At 70.3% G+C, this 20,462-nt stretch carries 11 protein-coding genes; 8 read left to right on the top strand and 3 right to left on the bottom strand.

Annotated elements, in window-relative coordinates; genetic code table 11:
* Positions 1-114 precede the first annotated feature (114 nt).
* From AC07RM_RS23545 to AC07RM_RS23515, 7 genes are read left to right on the top strand one after another with little or no spacing between them, the layout of a single operon-like run.
* A complete protein-coding gene (locus AC07RM_RS23545) occupies positions 115-1,104 on the top strand; it encodes an SMP-30/gluconolactonase/LRE family protein (RefSeq protein ID WP_490876902.1) in 990 nt (329 codons plus the stop codon).
* Positions 1,101-1,796: a GntR family transcriptional regulator gene (locus AC07RM_RS23540; protein WP_296783744.1), complete on the top strand. Its 696-nt coding sequence runs from the start codon at positions 1,101-1,103 to the stop codon at positions 1,794-1,796. The genes AC07RM_RS23545 and AC07RM_RS23540 overlap by 4 nt, the downstream gene beginning before the upstream one ends.
* A 54-nt stretch (positions 1,797-1,850) precedes the next feature.
* Positions 1,851-2,834, top strand: a complete 984-nt coding sequence (locus AC07RM_RS23535) for a Bug family tripartite tricarboxylate transporter substrate binding protein (protein WP_495336079.1) — start codon at positions 1,851-1,853, stop codon at positions 2,832-2,834.
* An 8-nt stretch (positions 2,835-2,842) separates the two neighbouring features.
* Positions 2,843-3,910, top strand: coding sequence for a hypothetical protein (locus tag AC07RM_RS23530; protein WP_495336078.1), 1,068 nt, complete (start codon positions 2,843-2,845; stop codon positions 3,908-3,910).
* Positions 3,907-5,013, top strand: a complete 1,107-nt coding sequence (locus tag AC07RM_RS23525) for an isocitrate/isopropylmalate dehydrogenase family protein (RefSeq protein WP_296783752.1) — start codon at positions 3,907-3,909, stop codon at positions 5,011-5,013. The genes AC07RM_RS23530 and AC07RM_RS23525 overlap by 4 nt, the downstream gene beginning before the upstream one ends.
* The gene (locus AC07RM_RS23520; RefSeq protein WP_495336077.1) at positions 5,006-6,094 is read left to right on the top strand and encodes a Gfo/Idh/MocA family protein; all 1,089 of its coding nucleotides are present in this window, start codon (positions 5,006-5,008) and stop codon (positions 6,092-6,094) included. Before AC07RM_RS23525 ends, AC07RM_RS23520 begins: the two co-directional genes overlap by 8 nt.
* 21 nt (positions 6,095-6,115) lie before the next feature.
* Positions 6,116-6,400 carry a putative quinol monooxygenase gene (locus tag AC07RM_RS23515; protein WP_208508729.1) on the top strand — a complete coding sequence of 95 codons (285 nt, stop codon included), beginning with the start codon at positions 6,116-6,118 and terminating at the stop codon, positions 6,398-6,400.
* Between the two features lie 10 nt (positions 6,401-6,410).
* On the opposite strand, the gene AC07RM_RS23510 is transcribed toward AC07RM_RS23515, so the two are convergent.
* Positions 6,411-6,731 carry an ArsR/SmtB family transcription factor gene (locus tag AC07RM_RS23510; protein WP_208508730.1) on the bottom strand — a complete coding sequence of 107 codons (321 nt, stop codon included), beginning with the start codon at positions 6,729-6,731 and terminating at the stop codon, positions 6,411-6,413.
* Between the two features lie 99 nt (positions 6,732-6,830).
* Between AC07RM_RS23510 and AC07RM_RS23505 the strand changes: the two genes are divergently transcribed.
* Positions 6,831-7,922 (top strand): NADH:flavin oxidoreductase/NADH oxidase, encoded by a 1,092-nt coding sequence (locus tag AC07RM_RS23505; protein WP_495336076.1) that lies wholly within the window; start codon positions 6,831-6,833, stop codon positions 7,920-7,922.
* A gap of 49 nt (positions 7,923-7,971) precedes the next feature.
* On the opposite strand, the gene AC07RM_RS23500 is transcribed toward AC07RM_RS23505, so the two are convergent.
* Together AC07RM_RS23500 and AC07RM_RS23495 are read right to left on the bottom strand one after the other, a co-directional pair.
* Positions 7,972-8,655 carry an RNA polymerase sigma factor gene (locus AC07RM_RS23500; RefSeq protein ID WP_495336075.1) on the bottom strand — a complete coding sequence of 228 codons (684 nt, stop codon included), beginning with the start codon at positions 8,653-8,655 and terminating at the stop codon, positions 7,972-7,974.
* Between the two features lie 68 nt (positions 8,656-8,723).
* The gene (locus AC07RM_RS23495) at positions 8,724-20,456 is read right to left on the bottom strand and encodes a filamentous hemagglutinin family protein (RefSeq protein WP_495336074.1); all 11,733 of its coding nucleotides are present in this window, start codon (positions 20,454-20,456) and stop codon (positions 8,724-8,726) included.
* Positions 20,457-20,462 lie beyond the last annotated feature (6 nt).

Below are 20,462 nucleotides of genomic sequence, written 5' to 3'. Positions count from 1 at the left end.
GAGCCCACGCGGCTCTCCAGCTCATCGACCCGCTTCGTGACTTCGGGCGCACGCGCGTGCCCCGGGTTTACCCCAGATAGTGACGCGTGCATCAATGCATACATTAATAAATGCATGAGCACCCCACCCCCTGACATCCCGCGCCTCTCCCCCGCCGGCGCCGCCTGGACCGGCACCGGCCTGCACCGCCCCGAATGCGTGCTGGCCACGCGCGCCGGCGATCTCTACTGCGCCGACTGGCGCGGCGGCGTGACGCGCATCCATCCCGACGGCACCCAGACCGCCTACCTCGGCCACGAGATCGACGGCGAGGTCATGAAGCCCAACGGCATCGCGCTGCGCGCCGACGGCAGCTTCCTGATCGCCCACCTGGGCGCGCAGACCGGCGGCGTGTTCGCGCTCGAACGCGACGGCCGGGTGCAACCGCTGCTGCGCACGGTCGACGGCCTCGACCTGCCGCCGACCAACTTCGTGCTGCCCGATGCACGGGGCCGGCTCTGGATCACGGTCAGCACGCGGCAGACGCCGCGCGCGCTCGGTTATCGCCACGATGTGGCGGATGGCTTCGTGGTGCTGGTCGACGCGCGCGGCGCGCGCATCGTGGCCGACGGCCTGGGCTACACCAACGAGTGCCTGGTCGACCGCGACGGCGCCTTCCTCTACGTCAACGAGACCTTCGGCCGCCGGCTCTCTCGCTTCGCGATCCGGCCCGATGGTTCGCTGGGCACTCGCGAGACCGTGGCCCGCTTCGGCGCCGGCACCTTTCCCGACGGCCTGGCGCAGGACGTCGACGGCGACTTCTGGATCACGAGCATCGTGAGCAACCGCCTGATCCGCGTCGGCCGCGACGGCGCGCAGTCGGTGCTGCTGGAAGACGCCGACCCGGCGCGCCTCGACGCGGTGGAAGACGCCTTCCAACAGCACCGCATGGGCCGCGAGCATCTCGACACCGTGCACGGCCACACGCTGCGCAACATCTCCAGCCTCGCCTTCGGCGGGCCCGACCTGCGCACCGGCTACCTGGGCTGCCTGCTCGGCGACACGCTGGCCACCGTGCGCATGCCGGTCGCCGGCCTGCCGCCCCTTCACTGGAACCACGCATGAACACCAAGCCCTCCACCACCGCCGCGGGCGCCGACACCACCACGCTCGTCGATGGCGCCTACCAGGCGATCCGCCGCCGCATCCTCGACAACGTCTGGGCGCCCGGCTACCAGGCGATGGAGCAGGAGATCGCGCTGCAGCTCGGCATGAGCCGCACGCCGGTGCACGAAGCGCTGATGCGGCTGCACGGCGAAGGCCTGATCGAGGTGATCCCGCGCCGCGGCATGCGCGTGCTGCCGGTGTCGCCGACGGCCATGCGCGAGATCTACGAGATCCTCGGCGCGCTCGAGAGCGCCGCCGCCGAGAGCTTGGCGCGCAGGAAGCCCGACGCGGCCGAGCTGCAGCCGCTGGTCGAGGCCACCGAGACCATGGCCGCCGCGCTGCAGGCCAACGACCTCGACGCCTGGGCGCGGGCCGACGAGTCCTTCCATGCGCAGCTCGTGACCATGGCCGGCAACAAGCTGCTGGCCGACGCGGTCTTCAACCACTGGGATCGCGCGCACCGCGCGCGCATGGTCTCGCTGCGGCTGCGGCCCGTGCCCCACAACTCGACGCAGGAACACATGGAACTGGTCGAGCGCATCCGCGAGGGCGATGCCGAAGGCGCAGCCCGCGTGAACCTCGAGCACCGCCGGCGCGCGAGCCGCGAGCTGCTGGCCATCTTCGAGCACTACCGCTTCCAGCATCTCTGATGCACCCCGGGGGCGCCATGCAGGGCCCCATCCAAAAATCGACAGGAGACAGACTTGAAACGCAGGACTTTCATCCGTGCGGGCGCCGCCGCGCCCCTGGCCGCGACACTGGGACCGCGGGCCTTCGCGCAGAACGACTATCCCTCGCGCCCCGTGCGCATCGTCGTGGGCTTCTCGGCCGGCGGCGGCGTCGACCTGGTCGCGCGCCCGCTCGCGCAGCGGCTCGGCGAGGCGCTGGGCCAGGCCACGATCGTGGAGAACAAGGCCGGCGCCAACGGCAACCTGGCCGCGATGTACGTCGCCACCGGCGTGCCGGCCGACGGCTACACGCTGCTGCAGATGAACTCGGCGATGGCGACCAACAACCCCTTCCTCTACAAGTCGGGCGTGCCCAACTACCTCGAGGAGTTCACGCCGATCACCGGCATCACCGAGACGCCGCAGGCGGTCATCGTGCCGGCCTCGCTGGGCGTGAAGACGCTCAAGGAATTCGTGGCGCTGGCGCGCGCGCCCAAGACCGAGATGAACTTCGCCTCGGGCGGCGTCGGCACGCTGGCCCACATCGTGTTCGAGCTCTTCAAGAAGGAAGAGTCGCTGCAGATGGTGCACGTGCCCTACAAGGGCACCGGGCCCGCGATCCAGGACATGCTCGCGGGCCGCATGCACCTGATGATCGACAACGTGAGCCAGGTCAAGGGCCAGGTCGAGAGCGGCAAGCTGCGCGTGCTGGCCGTCACGGGACCGCAGCGCGTGTCCTACCTGCCCGATGTGCCGACCACCGCCGAGGTCGGCTTCCCCAAGCTGCTGGCCATCGGCTGGCAGGCGCTGCTGGCACCGGCCAAGACGCCGCCGCAGGTGCTGCAGAAGCTGCGCACCGCCGCCAGGAGCGTGGTCGACAAGAAGGACTGGACCGACTTCATGGCCGAGCGCGGCGCCGTCGCCAAATGGGCTTCGCCCGAGACCGTCACGCAGCGCATCAAGGACGAGAGCGCCGTCTGGGGCGAGGTCATCCGAACCGCGGGCATCACCGCAGACTGAAAGAGAGCATGAGCGACACCACCGTTTCGATCCAGGGCGACCAGATCCTCATCAATGGCCGGCCGACCTACGAAGGCCGCCACTGGAAGGACCAGAAGATCCAGGGCCTGCTGTTCAACAGCCGCATGGCCAACGCCATCGCCGACGACGAGAACCCGAGCACGCGCGGCGTGTGGGCCTACCGCGACGGTCCGTGGGACGCCGATCGCAACACGCGCGAGTTCTGCGAGGCACTGCCCGAGCACCGCGCGCACGGCCTGCTGGGCGTGTGCCTCAACCTGCAGGGCGGCAGCCCGCACGGCTATTCGCAGATCCAGCCCTGGACCATCAGCGCCTTCGAGGCCGACGGCACGCTCAAGGCCGCGTGGGCCGAGCGGCTGCGGCGCGTGCTCGAGGCCACCGACCGGCTCGGCATGGTGGTCGTGCTCGGCCTGTTCTACGGCCCCGCCACGCGCCACCTGGCCGACGAGCAGGCGGTGCGCCGCGCGGTCGACCAGAGCGTGGACTGGCTGGTGACGCAAGGTGCGCGCAACGTGCTGCTGGAGATCGGCAACGAGATCGATCACACCGTCTACCACCACCGCATCATCGAGGCGCCGCGCTGCCACGAGCTGATCGAACAGGCACAGCGGCGCTCCGAAGGGCGGCTCGACACGCCGGCCGGCCGGCTGCTGGTGGGCGCGAGCCTCTTGAAGCCGCGCACCGACGCGCACAACATCATCGGCGCGAGCGACTTCCTGCTGCCGCACGGCAACCACGTCAACGGCCTCGCGGGACGCGAGCAGTCGAACCCCGACGGCATCCGGCTGCAGCTGCTGCGCCTGCGCAACTCGCCCGCCTACCGCGGCCAGCCGATCTTCTACAACGAGGACGACCACTTCGATTTCGAGCACGAGGACAACCACCTGCTCGCGGCCGTCGAGGGCTATGCGGGCTGGGGCTACTTCGACTACCGGCGCTCGCGCGAGAAGCTCGAGGACGGCTTCCAGTCGCTGCCGGTGGACTGGCGCATCGGCTCGGCGCGCAAGAAGGCCTTCTTCGGCAAGCTCAAGGAAATCACCGGGGGTGCGGCATGAAGGCCAGCCACCACATCGCCGTGCTGCCCGGCGACGGCATCGGCCGCGAAGTCATGGACGCGGCGGCCCAGGTGCTGCATGCGGCGGGTGCCAGGGCCGGCATCGGCTTCGAGCTCGACACCCGCCCCGCGGGCGCCCAGCACTACCTCGACAGCGGCGTCGCGCTGCCCGACGAGACCCTGGCCGTGTGCGAGCGCGCCGACGCGATCCTGTTCGGCGCCATGGGCCTGCCGCACGTGCGCGGCAGCGACGGCACCGAGATCATTCCGCAGCTCGACCTGCGCTTCCACTTCGACCTCTACGCGGGCGTGCGGCCGATCCGCACCTTCCGCGGACTGCGCACGCCGCTGTCGGACCCGCGCGCGCAGCAGATCGACCTGGTGCTGGTGCGCGAGAACACCGAGGGCCTGTTCTATGCGCGCGGGCGCGGCGATGCGCGCCGCGATGCGCAGGGCCGCACCGTCGAGGTCTTCGACACCATGCGCATCACGCGCCACGGCACCGACCGCATCTGCGCGTTCGCCTTCGAGCTCGCGCAGCGGCGCGCCGAGCGGCTGGGCCGCGCGGGCCGGGTCACCAACGTCGACAAGGCCAACGTCTTCGAGTCGATGGCCTTCTTCCGCGAGGTGTTCGAGGACGTCGCGTCGCGGCACCCGGCGATCGGCGCCGACAGCGCCTATGTCGATGCGATGGCGCTGAACCTCGTGCTCAAGCCGTGGAGCTACGACGTGCTGGTGACCGAGAACATGTTCGGCGACATCCTCTCGGACCTGATCGCCGCGCTGGTGGGCGGCATGGGCATGGCGCCCTCGGCCGACCTCGGCGAGCGGCACGGACTGTTCCAGCCCGCGCACGGTACCGCGCCCGACATCGCGGGCCAGGGCAAGGCCAATCCCACGGCCATGATCCTGTCGGCCGCGATGATGCTCGACTGGCTGGCCGAACGGCATGGCGACGCGCGCCTGGGCGATGCGGCACGCGGCATCGAGCGGGCCGTCGAGGCCGTGTTCGCGGGCGGCGCCGTGCTGCCCTTCGAGTTCGGCGGCGGCGACGGCACGCGCGCGATCACCGAGGCGGTGCTGGAGCGGTTGCGCCATGCCTGAGGCGCGCGGCGGCACACGCCACCGGGTTGCAGTGGTCGGCGCCGGCTACTTCAGCCAGTTCCATCTGCGCGCATGGCAGGCGCTGCCCGGTGTCGAACTCGTCGGGCTCTGCGATGCGCAGCCCGAGCGCGCGGCCGTGGCCGCCCGCGGCTTCGGCGTGCCGCGCGCCTTCTCGCGCCTCGACGAGATGCTCGACGCCACGGCGCCCACGCTGCTGGACATCGTGTCGCCGCCGGCCAGCCATGCGACGCTGCTGCCGCAGGCGCTCTCATATGGCATCGCGACCATCTGCCAGAAACCCTTCTGCACCGACTACGCGCAGGCACGCGAGCAGAGCGAACGCTTCGCGCGAGCCGGCGTGCCCTTGGTCGTGCACGAGAACTTCCGCTTCATGCCCTGGTTCCGCGAGGCCCGGCGGCTGATCGACACGGGACACATAGGCCGCCTGCACGGCGCGAGCTTCCGGCTTCGGCCCGGTGACGGACAGGGGCCACGCGCCTACCTCGACCGGCAGCCCTACTTCCAGCAGATGCCGCGGCTGCTCGTGGCCGAGACCGCCATCCACCTGATCGACAGCTTCCGCTTCCTGCTCGGCGAGGTGGCCGATGTCTCGGCGCGGCTGCGACGCCTCAACCCCGCGATCCAGGGCGAGGATGCCGCCACGATCGAACTGGGCTTCGCCGGCGATGCCATCGGCCTCATCGACGGCAATCGCCTCAACGAACACGCGGCCGCGAACCAGCGCCGCACCATGGGCGAGATGTGGCTCGAGGGCGAAGGCGGCGTGCTGCGGCTCGATGGCGATGCGCGCCTGTGGCTCAAGCCGCATGGCGAGCCCGAGGCCGAACTCGCCTACGACAGCGGGCCGTCCAGCGAATTCGGCGGCGGCGCGGTGGCCGCCCTGCAGGCCCATGTGCTCGACGCGTTGGAGCGCGGCATCGCGCCCGAGAACAACGCCTCGGCCTATCTGCAGAATCTGCGCATCCAGGAAGCCGTCTACGAGTCCCACCGCAGCGGCCGGCGCATCCGCATGAGCGACTTCGAGCCTGCGGCCGATGCGCATCTGCGGCCGGTCTTCTGATCCATCGAGAATCCATTCGCCATGCACATCGTCACCGTCCACTTCCACATCGCCCCCGAACACCGGGAAGACTTCCTCCGCGAGATCAAGGCCAACGCCTCGCGCTCGGTCGAGCACGAGCCCGGCTGCCGGCAGTTCGACGTCTGCGTGGCGCCCGATGACGCGGGCCATGTCTTCCTCTACGAGGTCTACGACGACCGCGCGGCCTTCGACGCGCATCTCGCGAGCGCGCACTTTCAGCGCTTCAATAGCCTGACGACGGATTGGGTGGTCTCGAAGCAGGTGGAGAGCTTCGAGCGGGTCTGAGGCGACGCCCCTAGCCCTGTCTCGCGGCCGGCTCCTGGGCCGCGAGCACGGCCTTCAGCAGGCCGGGAAAGCGCTTGTCCACTTCCTTGCGGCGCAGCTCGTTCACATGCGCGGGGCCGTCGGTGCGGGTGCGCACGATGCCCGCCTCGCGCAGCACCCTGAAGTGATGCGACATGCTCGACTTCGCCCTGCCCCCGCCCAGCGCGGCACAGCTGGCTTCGCCGCAGCCGGCGAGCTCGTGCACCACGCGCAGCCGCTCGGGATCGCTCAGGGCATAGAGGACCTGGGTCAGCGAGACATCGTCGAGGGCCGGATGGTTGAGGCTGCGCATCGCGCGACCATAGCACGGATCGGCTTTTGTCCTATTGTTCGATAGTTATCGAACTAAGGTACGATCAGACCTTGTCTTCACACCTTCTCCAGGGATCCGATGCCAAGCCTCTTCTCGCCTTTCGCTCTGAAAGATGTCACGCTGAAAAACCGCATGGTCGTCTCGCCGATGTGCCAGTACTCGGCCGTCGACGGCGTGGTCAACGACTGGCACCACGTCCATCTGTCGGGCCTCGCGCGCGGCGGCGCGGCCCTGGTCATCGCCGAAGCCACGGCCGTCTCGCCCGAAGGCCGCATCACGCCCGGCTGCGCCGGGATCTGGACCGACGCGCAGGCCGAGGCGTGGCGCAGGATCGTCGCCTCGGTCAAGGCCGCCGGCGCCGTGCCCGGCATCCAGATCGCCCACGCCGGGCGCAAGGCGAGTGCCAACCGGCCCTGGGAAGGCGACGACCACATCGCCGCCGACGACGCGCGCGGCTGGCAGACCATCGCCCCCTCGGCCGTTGCCTTTGGCGGCGGCCTGCCGAAGGTGCCCGAGGCCATGACGCTGGCCGACATCCAGCGCGTCAAGGCAGACTTCGTGGCCGCGGCCAAACGCGCGCTCGATGCGGGCTTCGAATGGCTCGAGCTGCATTTCGCGCACGGCTACCTGGCGCAGAGCTTCTTCTCGACCTGGTCCAACACGCGGACCGATGCCTACGGCGGCGACTTCGAAGGCCGCGCGCGCTTCCTGATCGAAACGCTCGCCGCCGTGCGCGAGGTCTGGCCCGAACGCCTGCCGCTCGCGGCCCGCTTCGGCGTCACCGAGTTCGCGGGCCAGGACGACCTCGAGGAAGGCATCGAGCTCGTGCGCAGGCTCAAGGCGGCCGGCCTCGATTTCATCGACGTCAGCATCGGCTTCTCGACACCCAAGGCGAAGATCCCATGGGGCCCGGCCCTGATGGCGCCGATCGCGCAGCGCGTGCGCCGCGAGACGGGTCTGCCCGCCACCACGAGCTGGTTCATCAGCGAGCCCCGGCAAGCGGACGAACTGGTCGCCGGCGGCACCGTCGACCTGGTCACGCTGGGCCGGCCGCTGCTTGCGAATCCGCACTGGCCGTACCGCGCCGCGCTCGAGCTCGGCGTGGACAAGGCGGCCTGGACGCTGCCTGCGCCGTATGCGCACTGGCTGGAGCGGTATCGGTCTTCGTGATCGCCGGGCGCGCCAGCCGAGCTGCGTGGATCCCGCTGTCGCGCCCTGGTCATTCGCGGCCGCTGGCGCGCATCGGGGCGACGACTTTCTCCTGCCATCGTCGAGAAGGACCCGGTCGGGGCGAAGAGACTTCCGCCCACGCTGTATGACCGGACGCATGGGCGCAATAGTCCAGGGCCTGACGAAGTGCAGTGTCCACCCTGCGCAGAGAGATGCAATGCCGGTCCGCCACGTCCTGGCGGGTCATCTCCTCTATTCGCAGCGCAACGAGTACCGAACGATGCCGATGCGAAAGCCGCTGCATTGCCTCCTCGACGGCCTCCACGGCCGAACGCGCCTCGGCGATGGCATCCGGGCCGGGCGCATGATCGACCAGGAGATCGAGTGCGCTATCCCACTCGGCCACGTACTGCCAGGACCGATCGTGGCGCAGGCGATCCATGGCCAGGTTGCGAGCCGTTCGGTAGACGTAGGCCCCGGGACTGCGCACGGGCTCCGATGCCGTCATGTCGCCCAGGCGCAGCCAGGCGTCGTGCAAGCACTCGCTGGCCCGATCGGAACAGCCGAGATCGCGGGCCAGCCGGCGATGCAGGTACGCGTAGTTCGCCGTCAGGAACGCCCGCAGCACCACGCAGGGGAGCTCGCCGTTGCCCACGAATTCAGGATCGGGATCAAGAGACGATGCATCGGCCGCGCCGGCGACGCCCGGACAACACGAAGAATGTGCATTCATAGCGGACCGCCTTCGCTCATCGCCCCTGGGAACAAGGACCGAGACCGAAGTCGAGCGGGGAAAGCGTCTTACTTGGCATGCCGCAACCTGGTCTTCTCGGTTTCGGTCAGCAACGACATCACGGACGCGTCGAACTGGTTGCCGTGTCCGAAGACCTGCACGGAGTGGGCAGGGTCGTATCGAAGCGAAACGCTCGATGGCGAGCCGGGGCGCGGCGACGGCGATGTATCCGCACCTCCCGGGGACAGGCTTTCGTTGCCGAAGCCCAGCACCCGCACCGTGAACACCGACGGCAGGCTGCGCCGCGCTGCGTCCCGCTCGTTTCGCAGGGATTCCTGCGCCGCCATGGCCGCCGACGCCGCCGCCGCGCTGGCGTTGGTCAGTGCACCGATGTTCACCGCAGCCACCATCGGCAGACCGGTCGCTTCGCCTTCGACTTGAATGTTGTCGGCGTTGAGCACCTGCAGCGCGGCGATGTTGAGGTTGCTGGCGACCCGGATGCCGGCATCGCCCGCATCGATGGTCCCCCTGGGCGCGACCAGGTCCACGTCGCCTTCGCCCACGGTGCCGATGCCGGCGCCGCTCATGTCGCGCTTTTCCTGCACGGTGATGTTGCCGTCCGCGTCCGACGTGACTTCCGGCGCCTGCGGGATGCGCACCGTCTTCGCGCCGCGGCCGGCGTCGATGTCGCCCTGGCTGGACCACAACACCTGGTCGCTGCCCAGGGGCTCGGCCTGCGAGACGAAGGACAGGATGCGCGAGCGGTTCACGATGATGTCCCGGTCGGCGAACACATTGACCTGCCCCGGCGAGGCCAGCGTCACCAGGCCGTATCCGTCCGGCACCACCGCGCCCAGCCCCGCCACCTGCAGGCCGCCACCGGGGGTGAAGACGTTGATGTCGCCCCCCTGGTGGGTGCGCGCCGCCATCCGGGTCGCGGCGATGCTGCCCACGCCGGACCAGCTGCTGCGCCAGTTGTCCGGCAGGTCCGCGGCGTAGCGAACGGGCTGGCCTTCGGCCGTCGCACCGCGGAACAGCGTGTCGATGGCCGCGGAGCCGCGGCGGTAGCCGCCGTTGATCGGACCGTTCTGCCCGTCGCCCCCGTTCTGGTCGCGCCCTCCTTCGCGCAGTTCATAGACGAAGACCTGGCGCAGGAACTGCTCGCGCACCAGGGGCGGCAATTGCCGGTATTGCTCCCACGCCTGCTGCGGGCTCAGCTTGCCGTCCGCGCGGCCGGTCAGGCCGGCGACCTTGTCGGCACCGAGCACGCCTTCCACGAAGGACCCCAGGCCCCGGCGCGTGAGCTTGGGCAGGTCGCCGCGGTGGTCCACGCCGTCGGTCAGGTACAGCGGCGCCACCGTGCCGTCCGCCAGGGTGGTCTTCAGGTACTGCGGCATGGCGGCCACGTTGGCCGGGTTCAGGTAGGCCGACTCGAAGGCGTCGTAGCTGGCGGCCCTGTTCATGCCGGCCATCAGGGTGATGTCGGCACCCTCGACGGGCAGGGCCTTGATGATGTTCGTTTCCTCGCCGCGCGGCGTGGCCGACACGTAGTCCCAATAGCGATTGCCGTTGGTGTACAGCGAGAAGTTGTTGCCCTGGATGTCGCGCCCGGCCAGCAGCAGCAGCTCCCCCGGCCCTTGCAGCGCGGTACGGCTGCCCCTGTCGTAGTAGTACGAGGCCGCGCCTCCGCTGGCTCCCGCATAGGGATGCGACAGGAACCGGTTGGCGACGGCCAGGATGTCGTTGCCCGCCGCCAGCACCGTGCTGTCGGTGGCGCGCAGGTTTCGCGCGCTCAGCTCGAAATTGCGGATGTCGGTGCCGGCCTGCACGCGCACCGATTCCGACGCGATCAGGTTCAGGTCGCTGATGGAACCGGCCCCCGCGTAGAGGCGGCTGGGCGCGAAGTCGTGCGCCTGCATCGGCAGCGTCTGCGGGTTGTCGAACAGCTCCGCCCCCCCATTGGCGCTGTTCGTCAGGAAGGCATTCGTCACCGAGAAGCCGCCATAGACGGACTTCAGCGGCGCGCCAAACGCCGACGCACCGCCCAGCACGGTCGTGAGGCCTGTCCACGGGCGGAAGATCGAGGGCCACTTGTCCAGCGTGGTCTGGGTCATCACGATGGCCCCCGTGTTCAGCAGGCTGCTGCCGCGCAGGAAGCGCAGATCCTGGGCAGCCAGCAAGGAGAGGTCGCTGGTGTTCTCCGGCGCCATCGCCAGCAGGCCTGCGATGTCGATGCTTCCGCTCAGGGCCGACACGCTCAGCTTGGCCGGATACAGGCCCACCATGTCCGTCTGGAGCTTGGTGTCCGTCATGCCGTTCACCAGCTTGGTGGTGTTGCCCGTGTCGTTGCCCGCCACGTATTCCGACTGGTTTTCCAGGCGCACGTTGCCGCCGGTGGACACCAGCGTGACGGCGCTGCGCTCGGTCTGGCTGCTCATGAACATCGCATGGCTGGCCCCGCCACTGGTGTCCTTGTCGGCCTGGTCGATGTAGGCACGGCGTATCTGCATGGGGTCGATCACGGTCTGCAGGACCAGGTCGCCCAGCGTCTGCAGCTTGAGCGTGGCGTCCGACAGCGCCAGCACGGGCGCGATGTCGTAGGCATAGGTGGCGCCGGACCCGTTGCTCGACGTGCCGGTCATGACATAGCCGGCGGCGCTGGTGCCGGCGTCGATCTCGCCGGCGCCGCGGCCCACGTAGTACTGGCCGGCCTTCAGGGCGCCGCCCGCGCTCACCTGCAGCTGCCCGCCGTTGCGCGTCACGATGGAGGCCGCGGCATCGCCGGCGGAACGCCCGCCCGTCACGCGCATGGTGCTGGGCAAGGCCACCACCAGGTTCACCAGGTCGCCGCCCGCCGACAGCTTCACGTTGCCGCCGCCCAGCGCGCCCAGGCCCTGCTGGAAGCTGGCGTGGTTCACCCACCAGCTCGGTTGCTGGCCCCGGTCGGACATGACCGGCGCCCAGCTGTCGCCCATGTTGTACGCGTCGTAGTAGCCGGTGGGGCTGCCGAACTCGCCCCCGTAGCGCCCCTGGCGGAACAGCCATTCGGTCAGGATCTGGTCCGAACGCACGCCCTGCTGGGTCGGCGCGCGCACGCTGCCCTGGACCGCGACGTCCAGGTGGCCGCCCGCGGTGCCGTACTGGGCATCGACGCTGGCGGTGTCGAAGCCGCCACCCAGGGTGGGATCGGCCTCGGCCCGGCCCGCCGTGTACAGCGCGGACTCCTTGTGGGCGAGCACCAGGTCGCGCCCGGCGCGCACCGTCAGGTCGCCGCTGCCGGTGCGCACCAGCTTGCCCGCGCCCGACTCGGCACCGGCCGTGCCCACGCGGATCGTGCCGGCATCGCTCGCGAGCGCACCCGGCGCCCGCGTGGCCAGTGCGTCGACCGAATTCAGGTCCGCGCCCGCCACCAGGCGCAGGTTCCACGACGCGGCCTGCTGCAGCCGCGCCGCCCGGCCCGCGCCGTTGTCGCGGCCCGCCACGTCGAAGCCGTCGCTCAGATGGCCGTCGATGTTCAGGTCGCCGCCGGCGCGCAGCGTGAGCGTGCCTTCGCGGTGCGCCGCACCGAAGCTGTCGAACAGATTCCAGTCGCGGCCCAGCGTCAGGTCGCCCGGGCTGGTGATCTCGATGCCCGCCGCCAAGGTGTAGGCGCCGGCGTTGCCGCCCAGCCGCGTCAGGATGCCAGTGTGGCCTGCAAAGGCATTGGCCTCGGCGATCGCCCGCGGGGCCACGGATTCCACCGTTCCGTCCGTGCTGGCATGGCGGCGCACGCCTTCGAGCACCGCGGAGCGCGCGCCCTGCACGGCGGCGTTCAGCGCCGTGACGTTCAGGCCGTCGTTGCCCGCGGTGCGCTGCGCCCGCAGTCGCAGCTTGCCGCCTTCGCCGCCGCTCAGGTCCAGCGTGCCGCCGGCCAGGTTCAGTTGGCCGTCGACCGCTTCCAGGTCGATGCGGCTGCTGCCCAGGCCGTCGATGGCGTCGGTGGCATGGGCTGCGAGCACCGCGCCAGGCTGCATCGTCAGCCCCGCCCCGCCGACCAGGCGGATGCTGCCGCCGTAGGCCGCGTTGGCCTCGACGCGCGCCGTGCCGTCGACAGAGATCACGCCGCGGTCGGTGATGACTTCGAAGTCGGCCACCCGCGTGGTGCCCGCGATCGTCAGGTCGCCCTGGCGGACGCGGAACTGCCGCGACCGGCTGAAACCCGAATCGTTGAGCGTTCGCGCCAGCGCGCCGAAATCGTCCAGCCGATCGATGGCCAGCGCAAAGTTGCCGCCATTGCCCCCGGCACCGGCCTGCGCCTGCAGCGTGCCCCCGAAGTGGACCCGGCCGCCGGCCGATGCATCCACCGTTAGGCGGCCGGCGTCGCCGCCGTGCGGATGGGCGGACAGGTCCAGCAGGCTGCCCGGGGCCAGGTCGATCAAGCCGCCCCGCGTCGCGAGGCTGATCTGGCCGGCATCCACGTACTGGGCCGCGTCGAAGAAGACTTTTTCCAGGCCGCCCGCGTGCAGGCGGCCCGACTCTGCGACCGTGAGCTTGCCCGTGCCGGCATCGACCGCAATGCTGCCGCCCAGCGCGAGCACCGGCAGCGCCACGGTCACGCCCTGGCCCGACAGGCTCAGGCGCGCGCCCAGGCTGGCGCGGCCCAGTGCCGCCATCTCTTGCGCATCCAGTTGCGCCTCTTGCTGCAACACCAGCTGCCCCTGCGTTCGCAGGGCCTGGTCGGCGCCGGACACCCCTTGCAGCACCGGCGTGCGCAGCGTCAGCGCCGCCGTCCCGGCGTCCAGGCCCCCGGTGCCTTCGCCGGCGATGCGCCGGCTGGCCGACAGCAGCACCTGGTCGAAGCCGGACATCGTCTTGTCGCCCGCGCCCAGCACCAGTTCGCCTGCCGACAGCTCGAGGCGACCACTGCCCGTGCCCGCGCTGCCGAGCGACGCGCCCGTGTTCTGCAGCGTCAGGTGGGAGGCCTGTACCTGCACGGCATCGGCGCCATGACCGCGCAGGGCCGCGGCGTCGAACACCACCTGCGCCAGGCCGCGCATGTCCAGCGAGCGATAGAAGTCCAGGCTGCCGTAGCTGTGCAGCGTCAATGCCTGCGCGCGCGACAGCTGCGCCAGGGCGTCGGCGTCCAGCACCAGGCCGCCGCTGCCGCCGCCGATGCCGATGCGGCTCGCGGCCACCGACAAGGCCTTGCCCGACAGCTGCGCGCCGGCAGCCATCTCGGTGTTGCTGGTGGCGTCGAGCAGCAACGCCTCGCCGCCCTGCAGCAGCGCGCCGGCGCCGATGCGCACCTGGCCGCCGACCGTGGTGTCGACGTTCTCGCGCAACGCCCGCACGGCCTGGCCACTGCTCACTCGCACCAGCGCACCCCAGTCCCTGGAGGGTGTGACGATGTGGTCGTCGCTGGTGTCGTTCGGCGTGTTGTTGTCGCTCCACACGGCCGCCACCTGCGGCTTGAGCACCAGGTTCGCCTCGTCGCCCGAGGCCCGGCCGTCCGCGCGCAGCACGCTGCCCGACTCGATCGACACCGCATTCGCCGCGGCCAGGATCACCTCCGGGCCGCTCAGCGCGGTGCCTGCGGTGTTGCGCAGCACCACGTCGCTGGCGGCCACGTCCACCTGCAGGCCCCGCACATCGCCCGTGCGCGTGCCGCCCACCAGCAGGCTGCCCGCGCCGAAGCGCGTCAGGCTGCCGGCGTCCACGACCAGGTAGCCGTCGGCGCGCAGGTCGTTGCTGTCCTGCCCCGCGCCGACGATGGCGATCTTCGCGGCGGCAATGTCCACCAGGCTGCCGCGCCCGCCCGCATCGGGTTGCGCGCGCAGCTCGCCGTCCAGCGTCAGCGCGCGGTCGGCCTTGAACACCACCGCGCCGCCATCGCGGGCCAGGCGCGGGGTCACGACGTCCTGCCCTGTCAGGCGGTACTGCGTCAGCTTGAACGCGTCCGACGAGAAGAAGGCGTTGCCCCGCGCTTCGTTGTATTCGCTGACCTTGCGCACCAGGCTGGCGGGCAGCACGCGCCAGCCCGAGGCCGTGGCATCGCGCGCGCCGCTGATCGTGTCCTGTTCCCGCCCGGCCACGATCGTCGAGCCGTCACGCAGGCTCGCCACCTCGCCACGGGACGCAGCCCACGCCGGCAAGGCCTGGCCCGTGCTCTGCACCGCAAAGGCGCCGGGCAGCAGCGCATAGCGTGCCGGCAGGAGCGTGTACCAGCCGGCCCCCAGGCCGCCGCCGGCCAGCCAGACCTTCCGGCCCGCCGCACCGCCCGCCACGGGCGACAGGCCCTGGTAGCCCGGCAGCACCGCGTACATGCCGGGCAGCGTCAGCACGTCGTGCGAGCCGCCCGAGCCGGGCACGTGCTCCCACGCATGCAGATCGCCCCCGCCCGCGATGTCCACCACCGCGCCCGCGGCCATGGCCACGTCCGGCGCTTGCAGGAGCACGCGCTTTTCCGGCAGGGACGACAGATAGCGGTTTTCGTCCAGGGAACTGGCATCGCCGGCATTCGCACGATTGCGGCCCTGCGGGTTGGCAGGGTCCAGCCAGTATTCGGCGTTGCGCAGGCTGCCGTAGAGCACGTCCAGGCCCGCGCCGGACACCGAGGTCAGGCTGTTCGTGCCCAGCGTCAGGCGCTCGCTGGCATTCAGCGCAATCTGCCCGAAGGGCGCGCGCAGCACGCCGTCCTGCTCGATGACGGGCGCGTTCAGCGTCAGGCTGCCGCCGGCCGACAGAGGCGCCGCGGCGCTCCCGTTGCCGCGCACGGTGATGGACCGGTCCGAGTTGATTCGCGCCGTGACGGCCGTGGCCGGGTAGACCTGCGCGGCCTTGATCTCCAGCGCGCCACCCACGTCCAGCGTGGCCCTGAGCTGGGAGTCGTCGTAGTCGGTGCCGCCTTCGCTGTAGGCCCCTGCCACGAAGCGCAGGTCGGCGGTTTCCAGCACCGTGCGTTCGAAGCCGCGCAGCTTGACGTCGACGGGCGACGCAGACTCGCCCTTCGCACCCCTGCCTGCGATGTCGATGGCCTGGCTGGCCGACAGGATCAGTTCGCCGGCATTGCCGGCCGTGGCGCCGACCGTGCCTGCCAGCGGGTTCAGTTGCAGATGGCGGGCGTGCAAGCGCACCACGCCGCCCTGCCCGTCGCTGCTGATGACCGGGGCGGTGATGCCCAGGCGACCGGCGACGCTCAGGTCGACGCCGCCGGCCAGCCGCACGCCCACTTGCGTGGAATGCAGATCGACCGCCGAGAAGCCCGTGTCCTGCAGCGCCTTCGCCGACACGTGCAGGGTGCCATCCGAGGTGGCGATGTTGCCGATGTCGATCTTGTGGGTCAGTGCCGTTCCGGTGCCGCTCCAGAAATACTTGTTGAGCAGTTCGACCACGCGCTTGTCGATGCTCGCGTCGTGCTCCCACGGCGCCCTGTCGGCGCCCGGTCCCGCGGCAAGCGCCGCACCCGCGTCGAGGACGAGCCCCTGGCTGCTGGACACCGACGTTGGCAGCATCGTGTTGAGCGCGGTGCGCATGGCACTGCTCATCTTGACGTCGCCGGCGTACTCGTCGTGGACGTCGAGGTTGCCGCTGGTGCCGATGATTCGCGCGTACCTTTCGCCGTTGAAGGTGTACGTGCCGGTGGGGCTCTTGTAGTAGAGGAAGGAGCCGATGTCCGGCGCCACCAAGTCCCCGGACGCACTCCCGGCCGCGCTGGTGTCCGTGATGGACAAGGACCCGCCCGCGGCCTGGGCATTGCCGCCGTGGGCGCGAAGCCTGGCATTCATGGCACCGCCGGCCGCGGCCGCCATCACGACCGCGCCGCCATCGCTGCCCAGTTCCTGGTTCACGCGCCGCAGGGCGCCGAGCGCACCCGTGCCGCGATCCCAATACGCCACCGTGCCCCGCGCGCCCGACACGTCGATCAGCGCACCCGCTTGCGCATCCAGCGTGCCGGCATTCAGCGTGACCGTGCCGCCCGGCAGCACCCTGCCCTGGGGCAGGCGCATGACCGGGTCGTGGAAGATTTGCGCCACGCCGGGCAGCAGCAATTCGGCCCCGTCGGCCAGCGTCAAGGTGTTCTTGGCGCGGATGTTCAGCGTCCCGGCCGGCGCCTGAAGACGGCCCGCCACGAGCACGGAAGCCTGCCCGGACCCGTCGGCGTCCAGCGAGATCGCGCCGCCGGTTTCGGTCTGGATGCTGGCGTTCGCGTCGATGCGGATGCCGCCGCCGGACGCGGCGGTGGCCAGCGACAGGCCGCCGGGCGCGCGCGCGGCGCGGCGCGGCTCGCTCAATTCGTCCAGTGCCCTGGGGGCCAGCACATCGCCCAATGCGCTGCCGCTGGGCAGCGTGCGCAGCGTCGATACCGCGGCGGGCATGTCCCAGCTCGCGGGTTGGATGTGGACCCGTGCGCCTTCCGCGACCACGATGTCTCCGCCGAGCGAACGGATGCCGATCGTGCCGAAGCCGCGCTCGGCGTACAGGGTCTGCGGCAGGTGCAGCGGCTTGGCTGCGCCCGATGCACTTCCGCCCGTTGCCCCGCCCGCGGGCGCGGAGCCGCCCACCTGCACGTCACCGGTCGCAGTGAGGGTGAGCCGGGACGCATCGCCCCCCGCCCAGCCGCGCAGGTCCAGCGTGTCGAGCGCCGTGTTGTCGAACGCCGTCAGGCTGATGGCCCCGCCATTGCCCGCCTGCACCTTGCCCGCCTTGCCGCCCGACGTGACACCGGACAGCCAGCCGCCACCGGACACGTCCAGCGCCGCGCCGGCGGCCACGTCCACGTTGCCGTACACCGTGCCGAGGCCCTCTTTCATCGGGGTCCCCAGTGCAATCGAGCCACCATGGATGGCGCGGCCCAGCGTGACGCCCCCACCGGTGTCGTTGACCCACTGGCCCGCGACGCTCAGCAGGCTGTTCGCACCCAGGCGCAGCACGCTGTCCGCCTGGCCGCCTGCGCTCAGGGCAATGGAGCCACCCGGGGCGATGAGCTTGCCCTGAATGTCGAAGTTGCCGGGGAGGCCCTGGCCGTCGTAGACCGCGGCCGTGAAGCGCGCCCCCGGCTGCAGATTCACCACCGCGTTGTCTTCCAGCACGAAGCCCGTGTTGAGGTTCAACTCGATGGCGCCCAGGCCTGAATGGCTCAGCCCCGCGGCGGACAGCCACGTCGTGCGGCCCACGCCCGCGCCGGCGCCGGGGGATTGCCCTTCCGGCTCGGTCAGGAAGGCGTCCCTGCCCAGCGGGCTGTCGATGGAGAAACCCGCCGGCAGCAGCGCGGGCCTGTCGCTGATGATGACCTGCCCCAGGGTCCACATGCCCTCTTGCGCCCGGTTGGAACCCACCGTGAGGCGGCCGGCCCGAGGCAGCTCGGACGCTTCCTGCACCCGGTCGCCGGGCTGCACCGAGCCCCTGAACTCACCCTCCAGGATGAAGGCGCTGCCGGCACGGATGTCGATCGAACCGGCATTCCGGCCTTCCTCGTAGCCCGGCTCCCAGCGCCGCCCCGACAACAGCGGATTGACATAGGTCTGCGTGACACCCCAGCGCGCATGCGTGTACTGGTACTGGCCCGCGATGCCCTCGTAGGTCATGTCCGCCGGAGCGGACGACATGGTGTAGCTGCGTCCGTCCACGCCTCGCAGCAGGGTTTCCGTGTTCCAGCCGTCGCTGTAACGCACCGAGCCGCCGGACACGTCCAGAATGGATCCCGGCCGCGTGATCACCGAGCCGTTGGATTGGATCGTGATGTCGCCGCCTCGCGCCGCCAGCTCGGACAAGCCGATCAGGCCGTTGCCCACCCAGCCCGTCACGTCCGCCAGCGGGGTGCCGACCCAGACGCCCTTGACCGCCTTGCCGGACTCGTCGGTGACCCATTCGACCCCCGCCATCAGCCCCTTGAAGGTCCCCGACTTGCGTCGATCCACGACGACCTTCCGGCCGTACAGCCAGGTATTCGCTTGCAGGTGGGAGTCGCGCAGTTCGTTGATGCGCAGTTCGGCTTCGATGAAGTTGCTGGCCATGTCCACCGGCATCTGCATCAGTCCCGCGGTACTGACGGTGGCATGTTCACCGATGAGAATGCGGCTGCCGTCGCCCACCTGGGTGTTGCGCTGCAGGGCCGCAGGGTTGGCCTGGGCCTGGATGTCGATGTTGCCCGCAGCGGCGGTGACCTGGGCACGGGTCTGCACGTCGATCGTCTTGCCGTAAAGCTCGATGCGGCCGGGCTGGTAGCGGTTGGCCAGCGAGCCGCTTTCGATCCGGGTGGTGTCCTGCCAGTCGTTGACGACTTGCGTGATGCTGTCCGGCCCGAGGGTCAGCGTGCCGCCCGACCAGGCCGCCAGGTGCGAGACGTTGGCCGCCAGATTGATGTCGATGTTGTGGATGCCCTGGCCCCAGGCGTGCAGGCGGATGGAGCCGGTCCGGTTGTTCAGCGCGGTGCTGGCTTGCAGGATGCCGTTCTGATTGATTTCGCGCGACACCATGGTGATGTCGCCGTGATCGGCCTGGACGATGCCGGTGTTGAGCACGCTGTAGCCGACCTGGGCCGCGCGCTGCTCCATCAGCGGCATGATGTCGGACACGATGCGCCCGATGAGGTAGGGCTGGAAGGCGGGCGCTGTCTGCGGATTGATCAGGAACTTGGCCGGAAAGACCCAGGGCCGCACCGACGAGGCGACGGCATCGAAGCCGCGCACGGTGGGGCTGATTTCCCTGGCTTCCAGCCACACGTTCTCGCCGGCGCCCAGCAGCGTCTGGCCACTCGGTGTCCGGATGCTGCCCGCATTGCTGACCTTGGGTGCGAACATCAGCACGTGGCCACCCTGGCCCGTGATCTGCGCACCGGCCAGCACCTTGACGTCGCCTGGCGGCTGGCCCGGATCGAAGGCCGGGCCCATGTCTTCGAACAGGACGTTCGAATCAGTCGGCATCTGCTTGGGGTTCTCGCCGAAGGTGGGAACCCCGACGCCGACTTCCAGGCCGCTCCAGTAACCGGGGTCGCCCGCCTTCGCGCCCAGGCGCGTGTTGAGACCGGCCTTGAACTGTTCGTCGCTGAGTTTCAGGCTGGAGGCGACCAGGTTGCGCACGTTGACCTGGCTGCTGCCGGTGAACAGGATGCCGTTGCGATTGATGAGGTAGACGCTGCCCTCGGCCTCTATGCGGCCGGCAATTTGGCTGGGGCGGCCGCTGGGATCGTTGATGCGGTTGAGCGCGATCCACTCGTTGACGCCGGTCTTGGCCTGGGTGCCGCCACGCTGGTCGAACTTCACCGTCGTGTTCTTGCCGACATTGAAGGTCTCCCAGTTCAGGATCGCCTTGTCGGCGGTCTGCTCGATGGTGACCGTGGTCCTGCCGTCCGCTGCTGCTTGAACGGGATTCCTGGCATTGAGCCAGCCGGCCGTCAGCGAATGGGTGTCGACCTTCAGGCCGCCTTCGGCCAGGCCGTCCTGCGGAGATTCGCCGCTGGCCAGCGCCTCGGCCCGCTTCTGTGCCTGCTGCGCCTGTTGCGCGGCGATCGTGCGCGCGGCCAGGTTCAGGTTGTTGATGGAAGCCTGCAACTGCTGGCTCGCCGCGGCCGATGGCTGCGCCGGGTTGATCAGACTGGACGCCGGGGTGCCGTTCGGCAGTTTGCCCGTTGCGATCACGCCCGCCCGAGTGGCGCCCTTGTCGGCGAACCACGCCGGACCGAACACCCGCTGAGCGTGCACGCTGCCGAGGACCCCACCCGCGGCCAGCGCCACCGCGATGGCCCGCGCGACTGGCGCCATCCTGAAAACCTGCCGCGCCGCGCGTGTCGGTCGATTCTTCTCGTTGTACCCACTGATGGTCATTTCTTG

The sequence above is a fragment of the Variovorax sp. GW821-FHT09B05 genome (assembly GCF_059418265.1).
The sequence above is the reverse complement of the archived record's forward strand: the minus strand, read 5'-3'. Positions and strand labels throughout refer to the sequence as shown.

What these genes read in the sequence shown, in the direction of transcription:
- AC07RM_RS23545 (WP_490876902.1), top strand. Translation starts at nt 115, where the DNA reads ATGAGCACCCCACCCCCTGACATCCCGCGCCTCTCCCCCGCCGGCGCC.
- AC07RM_RS23540 (WP_296783744.1), top strand. Translation starts at nt 1,101, where the DNA reads ATGAACACCAAGCCCTCCACCACCGCCGCGGGCGCCGACACCACCACG.
- AC07RM_RS23530 (WP_495336078.1), top strand. Translation starts at nt 2,843, where the DNA reads ATGAGCGACACCACCGTTTCGATCCAGGGCGACCAGATCCTCATCAAT.
- AC07RM_RS23525 (WP_296783752.1), top strand. Translation starts at nt 3,907, where the DNA reads ATGAAGGCCAGCCACCACATCGCCGTGCTGCCCGGCGACGGCATCGGC.
- AC07RM_RS23520 (WP_495336077.1), top strand. Translation starts at nt 5,006, where the DNA reads ATGCCTGAGGCGCGCGGCGGCACACGCCACCGGGTTGCAGTGGTCGGC.
- AC07RM_RS23515 (WP_208508729.1), top strand. Translation starts at nt 6,116, where the DNA reads ATGCACATCGTCACCGTCCACTTCCACATCGCCCCCGAACACCGGGAA.
- AC07RM_RS23510 (WP_208508730.1), bottom strand. Translation starts at nt 6,731, where the DNA reads ATGCGCAGCCTCAACCATCCGGCCCTCGACGATGTCTCGCTGACCCAG.
- AC07RM_RS23505 (WP_495336076.1), top strand. Translation starts at nt 6,831, where the DNA reads ATGCCAAGCCTCTTCTCGCCTTTCGCTCTGAAAGATGTCACGCTGAAA.
- AC07RM_RS23500 (WP_495336075.1), bottom strand. Translation starts at nt 8,655, where the DNA reads ATGAATGCACATTCTTCGTGTTGTCCGGGCGTCGCCGGCGCGGCCGAT.
- AC07RM_RS23495 (WP_495336074.1), bottom strand. Translation starts at nt 20,456, where the DNA reads ATGACCATCAGTGGGTACAACGAGAAGAATCGACCGACACGCGCGGCG.